Origin of the sequence: Sphingorhabdus sp., assembly GCF_044338195.1 — a bacterium.
In the GTDB taxonomy this organism is placed as follows: domain Bacteria; phylum Pseudomonadota; class Alphaproteobacteria; order Sphingomonadales; family Sphingomonadaceae; genus Sphingorhabdus_B.
In genome coordinates, this window is sequence record NZ_JBIIMC010000045.1 from 1 (window position 1) to 10,926 (window position 10,926).

The 10,926-nt window shown below is 55.4% G+C and carries 13 protein-coding genes; 3 read left to right on the plus strand and 10 right to left on the minus strand.

All coding sequences use genetic code 11. The features are described from left to right. Positions 1-100: 100 nt before the first annotated feature. Genes ssb through ACIQZK_RS09970 form a run of 5 tightly spaced genes read right to left on the minus strand, consistent with a single transcriptional unit; the run spans position 101 to position 4,381 of the window. Positions 101-625, minus strand: coding sequence for a single-stranded DNA-binding protein (ssb, locus tag ACIQZK_RS09950; protein WP_395634517.1), 525 nt, complete (start codon positions 623-625; stop codon positions 101-103). A 35-nt stretch (positions 626-660) separates the two neighbouring features. Continuing rightward, positions 661-2,514, minus strand: a complete 1,854-nt coding sequence (locus ACIQZK_RS09955) for a ferrous iron transporter B (protein WP_397575992.1) — start codon at positions 2,512-2,514, stop codon at positions 661-663. After that, the gene (locus tag ACIQZK_RS09960) at positions 2,511-2,753 is read right to left on the minus strand and encodes a ferrous iron transport protein A (RefSeq protein ID WP_397575993.1); all 243 of its coding nucleotides are present in this window, start codon (positions 2,751-2,753) and stop codon (positions 2,511-2,513) included. The genes ACIQZK_RS09955 and ACIQZK_RS09960 overlap by 4 nt, the downstream gene beginning before the upstream one ends. 48 nt (positions 2,754-2,801) lie before the next feature. Then, positions 2,802-3,470 (minus strand): COQ9 family protein, encoded by a 669-nt coding sequence (locus ACIQZK_RS09965; RefSeq protein WP_397575994.1) that lies wholly within the window; start codon positions 3,468-3,470, stop codon positions 2,802-2,804. Positions 3,471-3,508: 38 nt separating this feature from the next. Further along, positions 3,509-4,381, minus strand: coding sequence for a DMT family transporter (locus ACIQZK_RS09970; RefSeq protein WP_397575995.1), 873 nt, complete (start codon positions 4,379-4,381; stop codon positions 3,509-3,511). A 72-nt stretch (positions 4,382-4,453) separates the two neighbouring features. On the opposite strand from ACIQZK_RS09970, the gene ACIQZK_RS09975 reads away from it, so the two are divergent. The 3 genes from ACIQZK_RS09975 to ACIQZK_RS09985 all read left to right on the plus strand — a co-directional run bounded on the left by ACIQZK_RS09975 (position 4,454) and on the right by ACIQZK_RS09985 (position 8,356). Next, positions 4,454-5,548: an alkene reductase gene (locus ACIQZK_RS09975; RefSeq protein ID WP_397575996.1), complete on the plus strand. Its 1,095-nt coding sequence runs from the start codon at positions 4,454-4,456 to the stop codon at positions 5,546-5,548. Between the two features lie 5 nt (positions 5,549-5,553). After that, complete coding sequence (locus ACIQZK_RS09980; RefSeq protein ID WP_397575997.1) at positions 5,554-6,345, plus strand: sterol desaturase family protein; 792 nt, start codon at positions 5,554-5,556, stop codon at positions 6,343-6,345. 76 nt (positions 6,346-6,421) lie between these two features. Beyond that, the gene (locus tag ACIQZK_RS09985) at positions 6,422-8,356 is read left to right on the plus strand and encodes a DUF3604 domain-containing protein (protein ID WP_397575998.1); all 1,935 of its coding nucleotides are present in this window, start codon (positions 6,422-6,424) and stop codon (positions 8,354-8,356) included. A gap of 7 nt (positions 8,357-8,363) precedes the next feature. Here ACIQZK_RS09985 and ACIQZK_RS09990 read toward each other — a convergent pair whose 3' ends face one another. From ACIQZK_RS09990 to ACIQZK_RS10010, 5 genes are all read right to left on the minus strand, one after another. Then, the gene (locus ACIQZK_RS09990) at positions 8,364-8,849 is read right to left on the minus strand and encodes an MmcB family DNA repair protein (RefSeq protein ID WP_324479788.1); all 486 of its coding nucleotides are present in this window, start codon (positions 8,847-8,849) and stop codon (positions 8,364-8,366) included. A gap of 76 nt (positions 8,850-8,925) precedes the next feature. Next, positions 8,926-9,621, minus strand: a complete 696-nt coding sequence (locus ACIQZK_RS09995) for a cell wall hydrolase (RefSeq protein WP_397575999.1) — start codon at positions 9,619-9,621, stop codon at positions 8,926-8,928. Between the two features lie 168 nt (positions 9,622-9,789). Further along, a complete protein-coding gene (locus ACIQZK_RS10000; protein ID WP_397576000.1) occupies positions 9,790-10,104 on the minus strand; it encodes a DUF1491 family protein in 315 nt (104 codons plus the stop codon). 23 nt (positions 10,105-10,127) lie between these two features. After that, positions 10,128-10,595, minus strand: coding sequence for a PTS sugar transporter subunit IIA (locus ACIQZK_RS10005; protein ID WP_397576001.1), 468 nt, complete (start codon positions 10,593-10,595; stop codon positions 10,128-10,130). A gap of 88 nt (positions 10,596-10,683) precedes the next feature. Further along, positions 10,684-10,926: sigma 54 modulation/S30EA ribosomal C-terminal domain-containing protein (locus ACIQZK_RS10010; RefSeq protein WP_397576002.1), on the minus strand; the 243-nt coding region annotated here is incomplete at its 5' end.

Below are 10,926 nucleotides of genomic sequence, written 5' to 3' on the forward strand. Positions count from 1 at the left end.
AAATAGGCCGCAATCGCGCCAATCAGGACAAGAGCCAAAACTGCTTTTTTCATTTTGGCCCCTGTTCAATCTGTTACTGCTATTGGCCGCTGGCTAGCGATCAAAACGGTACGTCGTCGTCGAGGTCGTTGTCGAAATCGCCGCCGCCAAAGCCGGAAGAGCTTCCGCCGCCGCCGCCACCGGCGCCCCAATTGTTACCGCCGGACGATCCGCCCGAGGAACCACCGCCAGATGCGCCACCGCTCCAGCCATCGCCGCCGCCTGATCCGCCCTTTGGACCATCAAGCATGACCAGCTTGCCATCAAAGCCTGCAACCGACACTTCGGTTGTGTAACGGTCGTTACCCGAAGCATCCTGCCATTTGCGGGTGCGCAATTGACCTTCAATGTAAACCTTGCTGCCTTTTTTCAAGAAACGCTCGGCCACGCCAACAAGGCCGTCGGAATTCAACACGACGCTATGCCATTCGGTGCGTTCTTTTTTCTCGCCTGTTGTGCGGTCTTTCCAGTCTTCCGACGTCGCGATCCGCAGATTGCAAATGCGCCCACCGTTCTGGAAGGATTTGACTTCGGGATCCGCACCCAAATTGCCCACGATGATAACTTTATTGACGCTTCCCGCCATGTTCCTGCCCTCTAATCAAATGATCTGTTCACTTGCTATAAGCCGAAGGAACGCGCTGTCCAATATGTTATGCCAGCGGCGGCATATGCGAGCGCAAAAAGATAGGTGACCATGAATATTGGCCATTTCCATCCATTGGTTTCGCGGCGTGTCACGGCAATGGTGGAGATACACTGCGGCGCAAAGACGAACCACGCAAGAAACGCCAAGGCGGTCGCCAGTGACCAGTCCGCCGCCAGCTTGGGGCCAAGACTGGACGCCGCCACATCTTCATCCGCCGCATCAATCGCATAGACCGTCGCCAAGGCAGAGACCGCCACTTCGCGCGCCGCCATCGCCGGAATGAGCGCGAGGGCAATATCATGATTGAAGCCAATCGGCCGGACAATCGGTTCAAGCCCGTCTGCAATGCGGCCAGCGACCGAATATTCCACTTGCGAAATGCCGCTGCCCTCAGGCGCTTTGGGAAAGCTTAGCAACGCCCACAATATAATGGTTGCCGCAAAAATTATGGTGCCCGCACGGCGCAGAAATACCCACGCCCGCTGCCACAGGCTCAGCGCAATATCTCTTAGCCGTGGCCATTGATAACGGGGCATTTCGATGAGGAAGCTGCTCGTCCGGCTTTGCGTAACAAAGCGCTGGATGACGGCCGCAGCCAACATCGCGCCCAATATGCCTGCGATATACAGGCCAAAGAGAACAAGGCCCTGCAACCCGATGCCCAGCCCCACAGTCGTCGATGGAATGAACGCCCCAATGATGACCGTATATACCGGCAGCCGCGCCGAACAGGTCATCAACGGCGCGATCAATATGGTCGCCAGCCGTTCCTTCTGATCCATGATTGTGCGTGTTGCCATGATGCCGGGAATGGCGCAGGCGAAGGACGATAAAAGCGGAATGAAGCTGTGCCCCGACAGACCAACCGCCGCCATCACCCTGTCCATGACAAAGGCCGCGCGCGTCATATAACCCGATGCCTCAAGCAACAAAATAAACAGGAACAGGATCAAAATCTGCGGAAGGAAGACGACGACTGACCCGACGCCCGCAATGACTCCATCGGTCAAGAATGACCGGAATAATCCATCCGGCAGCGCGCCGGTAATGGCATCACTTAACAGGGCAAAGCCGCTTTCAATCCAACCAATCGGTGCCTCAGACCAGCCATAAACCGCCTGAAACATGAGGAACAACAAAGCTAGCAGAATGACCACGCCGCCGACCGGGTGGAGCAATACGGAATCGAGTCGGCGCGTCCACTGGCGGCCAGCGGTCTCGCTGACAATCACCGAGCGTGCAATGTCGCGTGCCTGCTGATTCTTCGCGCCGAACGATATCGCAACTGGCTCAACCGAAGGCCGCGGCGTTTTAAGTGTGCGTTCAAGCGCCTCCATCAAAGGCGCGAGACCACGACGACGTACCGCCACCGTTTCAACAACGGGCACACCCAATGCGCGGGCGAGCTTTTCTGCATCCAGTTGCAAGCCGTCGCGTTCGGCAAGATCAACCATGTTCAGCGCGACCACCGTCGGTAGGCCCTGCGCAATCAGCTCGAGCGCGAAGCGCAGATGGTTATCGAGATTGCCCGCATCCAGCACGATCACAAGCGCGTCCGGGCGGCGATGGCCCTCCAGATTGCCCAACACGACATCACGTGTGACGGCTTCATCAAGGCTATCGGGATCGAGGCTATACGCACCGGGCAAGTCGATCATTTCAACGGGTTGGCCGTCGTCAAACGTCGCCCGCCCCGATTTGCGTTCAACCGTTACGCCGGGATAATTTGCAATCTTCTGCCGTGCACCGGTCAGCGCATTGAACAACGCACTTTTTCCGGCATTAGGGTTCCCAACAAGGGCAACGAGTGGCGGCATTTGTGTCATGGCTTAAGCTCGCAATCGATGGCTGCGGCCACATTGCTGCGCAAGGCAACGGTCATTCGGCCAACACGCACGGCAAGCGGGTCACGCCACATCAAAATACCCTTGTGCATTGCCTCTATGGTAACCCCGGGTTCAAAGCCAAGTGAGCGCAGACGATGCCCTTCCTGATCGGGCAAAACATCCCAATCGATGGCCCGAATAACCGCAGCGCGGTTCAATGGAAGTTGGTCAAGTTGCACGGACGCTTATTTGCAACCGATTCGCAATAACATCAATAGCGATCTGCGTTAACGCGCCGGATAGCGCAGGCGGCCAATGAAGCGGGAAAGGCTTGGCACATATTCCTGACGCTGTTTCGCCTGAAACTTCACCTTCTCAAACTGCATCACATTATCGATGCGCCGATCAAGGAAAGCCCGCGCATCAGCGAAATTGTCGCTATCATCATTCACGAAAACACTCAGCGTGCTCGCATACACTGCCGATAATGTCATGCGCTTCGTATAATGGTTGAAGTCGCTCGCGGTGTCTCCGGCCAGACGCCACATCCGGTCGGCAGATCGCCAGCCGATCTTTGCACTGCGCACCAGATTTTGCGGCATGGCCATGATCGCCATTGCGCGCCGCAGGGATTCGCGGTCGGGCGCCATGATTTCCAGCCGCGTTGCAAGCAATGCAGTAATCCGGTCGCGGATTTTCATTGCCGCAAGTTTTTCGGCGGGCAAACGATGGGCGAGCTCCATATCGATGCTGTCGATCCAGGCATCAATCATGTCGATGGCGTTATCTTTGAACGCAAGTTTCGCGACATCGCGGTCCACGCCCGCTTCATCAGCAGCCGCATGAACGGCGGCATCGGACCAGCCATCAAATCCCGCATTGCGCGCGATGATTGGGGCAAGGGCGGCACGAACTTCGTCGAGCGTCGGGTCAGCAGGAAGCGGGTTTATGGACATGAACAATATGTAGGCGTTCGGCGCCCTCAAGAAAAGGTCTATTGCTTACGCACCAGCACAAGTGCGATCATCACCAGCGCACTGCCCATAAAATCCATTGCGGTCAGCGTCTCACCAAAGGCAAGCCAGCCAGCCGCGGCCGACAGTGCAGGCTGAAACAACAATGCCAAGCCAATCACCAGCGGGCTGAAATGCGGCAAGGCATAAGTCAGGCATCCTTGTCCGAAAAACTGTGACGTGAACGCAAGCAACATCACAGGCCACCACACTGTCGGAATAACCTGTTCCCCCGCGACAATCGATGCGGTAAGCAAGATGACCGCCGCAACAGCGCTGGCCATGCCCAGTGCGCCCCAACTTTCCGTATTTTGCCGCACGCGCATCATGAGCACCAGATACACCGTGTACGTAAGGCCCGCGCCGAGCGATAAAATATCCCCCTGAAAATGCAGTGGGGATAGATCAAGGCTTTGCCCCATTAAAAGTGCCGCGCCCACAAAGGCAAAAAGCACCGCTGCACTTTCCCATTTGCTGGGCATTTTGCGCGCGACAAATATCCCGTACACCACAAGGATCAGGCTGGCGCAGTTCGCAAATAATGTCGCATTGGCCATTTTCGTTTGGAAAATGCCAATATGCCACAAGATGATATCAATGCCGAAAAACAGGCCTGCAATTGTCGCAAGCCAGATTGTGGATTTGCCAAGCGCCGAGAAACGAAAACCAAATCGATATCCGACAAAAAACAAAAATGGCGTCGCCAACGCCAATCGCCAGAATCCGGTCGCAATGGGTCCGCTGTCGGCAAAACGGACCAGCAATGGCCCAAAAGCGATCGCAATATTTCCCGCCAGCAATGCCGCAAAGGCAAGCAAGCTGGGCGGTTGCTGATGTAAAATCTTCTGCGACATAAACCCCCGTTGCATTTTGCAACTTTCATCCGCATCTTGGCTGCAAAGAAACGCTTAATGACAGGATATCCCATGACTGCAACTTTGTTTGATCCGATTCAACTCGGCGCCATCACCGCGCCCAACCGAGTCCTCATGGCGCCGCTGACTCGCGGCCGCAGTGTGGATGGGCATGTTCCCATGTCGGATTTGAAAGCGGAATATTACACCCAGCGCAGCACTGCTGGGCTGATTATCGCTGAGGCAACGGGCATTAGCCAAGAAGGTCTTGGATGGCCGTCGGCGCCCGGTATCTGGTCAGATGCACAGGTCGCGGCATGGAAGCCAGTGACCGAAGCCGTACACAAGGCCGATGGCCGGATCATATTGCAGCTGTGGCATATGGGACGGCTTGTCCACCCCGACTTCTTGGGCGGTGCACAGCCTGTGTCCGCATCTGCAACAACTGCGCCGGGTTATGCGCACACCGCAGAGGGCAAAAAAGAATATACCGAAGCGCGCGCGCTTGAGGCTTCGGAAATTCCCCGCATCATATCGGATTATGTCAACGCTGCGAAAAACGCGATGGCCGCCGGCTTTGACGGCGTACAGATTCACGCGGCCAATGGATATTTGATTGACCAGTTCCTGCGCGACAACACCAATTTGCGCACCGATGAATATGGCGGTGCAATCGAAAACCGTATCCGCCTGTTGCGCGAAGTCACGCAAGCCGTTGTCGACGCCATTGGTTCGGAACGCACCTCTGTAAGGCTGTCGCCCAATGGCGAAACACAGGGTGCAAATGACAGCAATCCCGTGCCGTTGTTCACGGCGGCCGCCGCCGCATTGCAAGATATCGGCATCGCGTTCTTGGAGCTGCGTGAAGTGAAAGCATATGGCAATTTCGGGCAAACCGATGTGCCGCGTATTTCCCCTGAAATCCGCAAGATATTTAAGGGCCCGTTGGTGCTGAACCAAGAATATACGCGCGAGCTGGCGGACGAAGATCTGGCATCTGGTTTGGCTGACGCAATCAGCTTTGGCCGTCCGTATATCAGCAACCCTGATCTGGTTGAACGTCTGCGGTCCGGGGCGGAACTGACCCCAGATAACTTCAAAACATGGTACGCACCCGCAGCGGAAGGATATACCGACTATCCGTTCCTGAACGCGGCGGACGCGTAACGCACATGATCGAAGCGGGGCTTGGTATATATGCAATAGCCATCCCCGCTTTGCTGCTTTTTTTGCTGGCCGGTGCAGAATATATCTGGCCACGCCGCATTTTGGTCTTGGGCCGCTATCCGCGATGGCGGACCCATGCTTTATTCTTCGCAACCAACGCAGTGGTCGGCAGGATCCTGTCGTTTTTCGTCGTTATCGGTGTGGCGGCGACATGGGCGAGCACACACCAGTTCGGAATGCTGCACGCCTTAAACTGGCCCTTCTGGGTTGAAGCCTTGGTGGCATTTATCATTCTCGATTTCGCCGTCTGGCTGCAGCATTTTGCGATGCACCGGTTCCCGTTTCTTTGGCGGATGCATGCGGTCCATCACAGCGACCGCGACCTTGATGTCACCACCGCGCTGCGCTTTCATCCGTTCGAATTGGTCGTGTCGACATTCTATAAATCCGCAATCGTCGCCTTGTTGGGCGTACCACTTGTCGTGGCGCTTGCATTTGAATTGTGGCTCAACGCAAATGCGCTATTCAATCACAGCAACATCCGCTTGCCCAAAAAACTCGACCGGATGTTGCGGATGTTTTTTGTGACGCCGGACATGCATCTGGTGCACCACAGCGTCATTGTGGCCGAACAAAAAAGTAATTTCGGTTTTGCCTTGTCGATATGGGACAGGCTGTTCAGCACCTATCGTGCAGAATCCCATGTCGGCGCCGACAACCAGAAAATCGGTCTATCCCAATTCGAAGACCAGCGACCATCTGCATTTGTCTGGAGCATGAAGCAGCCGTTGACGTAGCGTTATACTCGGGCTGCTTCGCGGCACTTGACCTACCCAGTTTTCCGACGCATTTTCGAGACGGGGAGATTATATCATGGCAAAATTGCGCAACATCATTTTGGGCACCGTGGCTGTTGTCGCGGTCGGCGCCGGACTGACCTACGGTTGGCAGCAATATCGCGAAAAAAGCATCATGGATGACGCGCGTACCGCACAAGCATCATCCGATAGCGAAGTGACCTCGGGTCCCGCTGATAAGCTATTATGGGGCGACACCCATTTGCATACGGCAAATTCCATCGACGCCTTTGGTTTTGGCGTAAAATTGGGACCAGAAGATGCGCTGCGTTTTGCACGCGGTGAGGAAGTCACCTCGACCGGCGGACTGAAGGCACAGCTGGAACGTCCACTCGACTTTCTGGTGATCGCCGATCACTCCGGCGGCTTGGGCGCGACCAAGGCATTATATGACGCGCCCGGCTTTCTTGTCCGCGACCCTACCCTGAAACGTTGGCATGAGGAGATGCACAAGGGGCCGGAAGGCATGCAACGCGTTACGGGAGAACTGATTGATCTGGCTGGCCGCAATGCTTTGCCAGCCGCCCTGACAAACCCGGAACGGCAGAAAAAAACGTCGACAAGCATCTGGACAGGCCACAGCTCGCTCGTCGAGCGGTATAATGAACCGGGCAAGTTCACCGCGTTCATGGGCTTTGAATATACGTTGATGCCCAGCGGCAACAATTTGCATCGCGTGGTTATGTTCCGCGATGGCAAAAGCCGGACCGACAAGGTTCTCCCTTATGACCCCGGCCAAGGCGACACACCCGTCAGCCAGCTGTGGGACTATATGGACAATTATGAAAAGGTTACAGGTGGCAAGGTGTTGGCCATTCCGCACAACAGCAATCTGTCCAACGGCCTGATGTTTGAATTGGTTGGGCCCGATGGCGGACCGATGACCGCCGCATATGCCCGGCGGCGCGCAGCGCGCGAACCGGTGACGGAAATCACGCAGATTAAGGGCGATAGCGAATCGCATCCATTCCTGTCGCCAAATGACGAATTTGCAGGCTTTGGTACGGCGGGTTGGGACGTCGGCAACCTGACCATGCAGATAAAAAAGAAAAATCAGGATTATGCCGGCGAATATATTCGTGAAGCGTTGAAACGCGGGCTTGCGATTGAGGCACGCACGGGCGTCAATCCATATAAATTTGGTGTCATCGGTTCAACCGACAGCCATACCGGCCTTGCCACGGGCGATGAGAATAATTTCTTCGGCAAACATTCGGGCGGTGAACCAAACCGTAAGCGCGCCAGCGACCCCCAGAATCTGGGCACCCGCGAAGGCCGCATGGGGTGGCATTATCTCGCCGGTGGATATGCCGCAGTGTGGGCCACGGCCAACACGCGCGCGGCCATTTTCGATGCCATGACGCGGCGTGAGGTTTATGCCACGACAGGGCCGCGCATTAAATTGCGTTTCTTTGGCGGTTGGGACTTTACCGAGAATGAATTCACCCGCGACTGGGTAAAAGCAGGCTATGCGCGCGGTGTGCCCATGGGCGCAGATTTGAAACCCGGCCGCGGCGCGCCGAAATTCATGATCTCTGCGCTCAAAGATCCGATGGGTGCAAATCTTGATCGCGTTCAGGTCGTCAAAGGCTGGGTAAATGCATCAGGCGCACTTCAAGAAAAAGTCTTCGATGTTGTCTGGGCGGACGCAGACAAGCGCACCAAAGGCGCCAATGGCAAGCTGACGCCGGTTGGCGACACCGTCAATATCGCCAAAGCCAGTTACACCAACAGCATTGGTGACCCGGAACTGCGGACGATATGGACGGATCCCGAGTTTAACCCGTCCATCCGCGCCTTTTATTATGTGCGCGTCATTGAAATTCCGACGCCACGATGGGTGCTGTTCGATGCCTTGCGCTATGGGGCAAAGTTGCTTCCCGGCACAGAGTTGAAGGCGCAAGAGCGCGCTTATTCTTCACCGATCTGGTTTAATCCGAAGAAGAGCTAAGCTCTCTTCACTCGGCTTCGATTTCCGCAAGGATCGGGTCAGGATCAGCAATACCCATCAGGCGGCGCATGGCAAGCCGCGCCAGCCGTTGTGTTTCTGTTTTGCGCCGCGCTGTGGCCAATGGGACAAGCGCCGCAGGGCGGGCTATTTCGGCGTCATAGGCATCGGCGATGATAAGCCCGGCGCGTTCGGGCATGAATGCGTCGCCATGCAATGGCCCGATATCAAATCCAGCGGGCACCGCCCAAAAAAACCGGTCGCAATATTCAAGATATTCGGGCCATTTCTGATCACCCAAAAGATCAGCGCGCGAACATTTGATTTCGACGATGATGATTTCGCCTTTTGTCGTCAGACCCATAAGGTCTGCGCGCCGCCCGTTGCGAAGGCTTACCTCCGATTGAACCATAATCTGGTTGCGCAGAAACAGCCGTGACGTTCCGCGGGCAACCGATGGGGCCCCTATCGACAATGGTGAAGTGTGCGCGTTCATAGCGCATGAATAGAACGAAAGTAGAACAAAATAAAGGCCCCATTTCGGGGCCCTTATTGTCAGTTGTCATTATCGCTTAGCGATAGAAGATATGATTATCGATGCTGCCAAGGCGCGTTAAGCGCCAGCCTGGCGACACATGCCGCGCATGAAAGTATAAAGCGCCTTCAACAGGGCTTTCCCAGCGGTCGTCCAAAGCGATCTTGCTGATCGCGACAGCGTTGCGCCAATGCGCACTGCCAATGGCGATCGGTGGCATGCCGCCGCCACGTACAAAGGAAAATTGGCGTTTCTGGAAAACCACACCGCACAATGTGGTGGGGAAACGACCCGACTTGGCACGCGCAATCACGACGCGCGCAACGGCAAGCTGTCCGGTGAGGGATTCACCCTTTGATTCGAAATACACCGCGCTCGCAAGGCAGCGTTGTTCGGCGCTCAGCGATTCATTGGTGTCTTGTTGGCGTACCAGGTCGGATAGCGACGAAGCCGCGATGGCTTCATTATCATCGATATTCGAAGATTCGCCGATGCCTGGAGTGAAAATGATGTCGCCATTGTCGGCGAGGGTCGCAGTAACCTTATCGCTTTTGACCAAGTCTGCTTGGACCTGATCAGCGGAGATTTGCGCAGCGTCCACAACGATGGTGGTCGCGTTTAAGGCAGTGCTTTGGTTATTCCCAAAAGCGAAACCGGCATCTGCGGCAATGACCGCTGAAGCCAGGGTAAACGTTACGGCCGCAACAGAAGCAGCCCGAAAAAATTTCAACATTAAACGTACAATAAAGCGGCAACAACAGCGGACGAAATGCTATATATATGTTTTTATTCGTCTTTTGTTGCGTCCGACTCGCGTGTTTGTCTGGTCACCCCAATTGCGATACCGTATGACAACCTTCGCTACTCGATGACCGCGCATTTATGATGCGCCGCAACAAAGTCAATTAAACGCAGACAATAGTCCGTCCAACCGTGCAGCGGATGCGACATCCAGTTCAAAAACCCACAAATCGGGGTCGCGGGCGCAGCGTTTTTGCCAGTAATTTTGGATGGCAGCATCACCTGTTTCCGCCAAATCAACGCTTTGCCACGCGTTTTTGCCGTCCAATGACGGATATCGATCGTACAAACGTGGCTCTGCGCCGCGGATCTGCCCAATCAGCAGAATGGCACCTGATGTAGCGTCGCCCTTTTTTAAAACGGTCGCAAAACCGCCGTCAGCCTCTGCCAATCGCTTCATGGCAGATATTTGCACACCAGTTGCAAGCCGCGGTTCAATCAAGCAGCGTCGCGCTCTTCGGACAGGGTCAGAACGGCGAACATGGCCGCCGAGTCGGCTGCACCGCGCAGCTGGGCAAGGAATTTCTCGTCCCGAAACAGGCGCGAAACTTCCGCCAATGCGCGCAAATGCGACGCACCGTCTTGCGCAGGGGATATCAGCCCACAGACGAGGTCTACCGGCTCATCGTCCACCGCATCATAGGGCACGGGCTTTGAAAGCCGGGCAAATACGGCAACGGGCATATCAATGCCCGATACCTTGCAATGGGGAATCGCCGTACCGCCACCAAAACCCGTCGGGCCAAGTCGCTCTCGCTCCACCATGCCCTCAAGCACGGCATGGGAATCGAGAAAATAATTTTCGGCTGCAATCACCGATAGGCGCGCAAGCAGGTCGGATTTGCCCGAACATACCATGTTAGCAGCAACGGCCCCTTCAACGAGCCTTGTAGAAAGTCTTATCATATTTCTTTCAAATGCGCCTGCTTCACCTAGCAGCACAATCCCTAAATATTTGAATTGGTAAAGAAAACTAAACGAATGTGACCGGTATTTATGGCGCGGATTTTGGTTCAACCCAACCGATCGTGCCGTCTTCGCGGCGGTAAACCATATTATGCCGTCCAGTTCCAGTGTTTTTGAATAACAATGCAGGCGTATTGCGCAAATCCATCAACATAACCGCATCCGACACCGTAGATTCAGGGATATCGGTCCGCATCTCAGCGACAATTACTGGTGCGTCGGGTGCCGCTGTCTCCAGATCGTCGTCACTGCTGTCAAAGACCGTATAGGC

Bases quoted from the DNA above. Each gene is read 5' to 3' on its own strand.
- ACIQZK_RS10005 (WP_397576001.1), bottom strand. From the start codon at position 10,595: ATGATAAGACTTTCTACAAGGCTCGTTGAAGGGGCCGTTGCTGCTAAC.
- ACIQZK_RS09995 (WP_397575999.1), bottom strand. From the start codon at position 9,621: ATGTTGAAATTTTTTCGGGCTGCTTCTGTTGCGGCCGTAACGTTTACC.
- ACIQZK_RS09955 (WP_397575992.1), bottom strand. From the start codon at position 2,514: ATGACACAAATGCCGCCACTCGTTGCCCTTGTTGGGAACCCTAATGCC.
- ssb (WP_395634517.1), bottom strand. From the start codon at position 625: ATGGCGGGAAGCGTCAATAAAGTTATCATCGTGGGCAATTTGGGTGCG.
- ACIQZK_RS09980 (WP_397575997.1), top strand. From the start codon at position 5,554: ATGATCGAAGCGGGGCTTGGTATATATGCAATAGCCATCCCCGCTTTG.
- ACIQZK_RS09985 (WP_397575998.1), top strand. From the start codon at position 6,422: ATGGCAAAATTGCGCAACATCATTTTGGGCACCGTGGCTGTTGTCGCG.
- ACIQZK_RS09970 (WP_397575995.1), bottom strand. From the start codon at position 4,381: ATGTCGCAGAAGATTTTACATCAGCAACCGCCCAGCTTGCTTGCCTTT.
- ACIQZK_RS09990 (WP_324479788.1), bottom strand. From the start codon at position 8,849: ATGAACGCGCACACTTCACCATTGTCGATAGGGGCCCCATCGGTTGCC.
- ACIQZK_RS09965 (WP_397575994.1), bottom strand. From the start codon at position 3,470: ATGTCCATAAACCCGCTTCCTGCTGACCCGACGCTCGACGAAGTTCGT.
- ACIQZK_RS09975 (WP_397575996.1), top strand. From the start codon at position 4,454: ATGACTGCAACTTTGTTTGATCCGATTCAACTCGGCGCCATCACCGCG.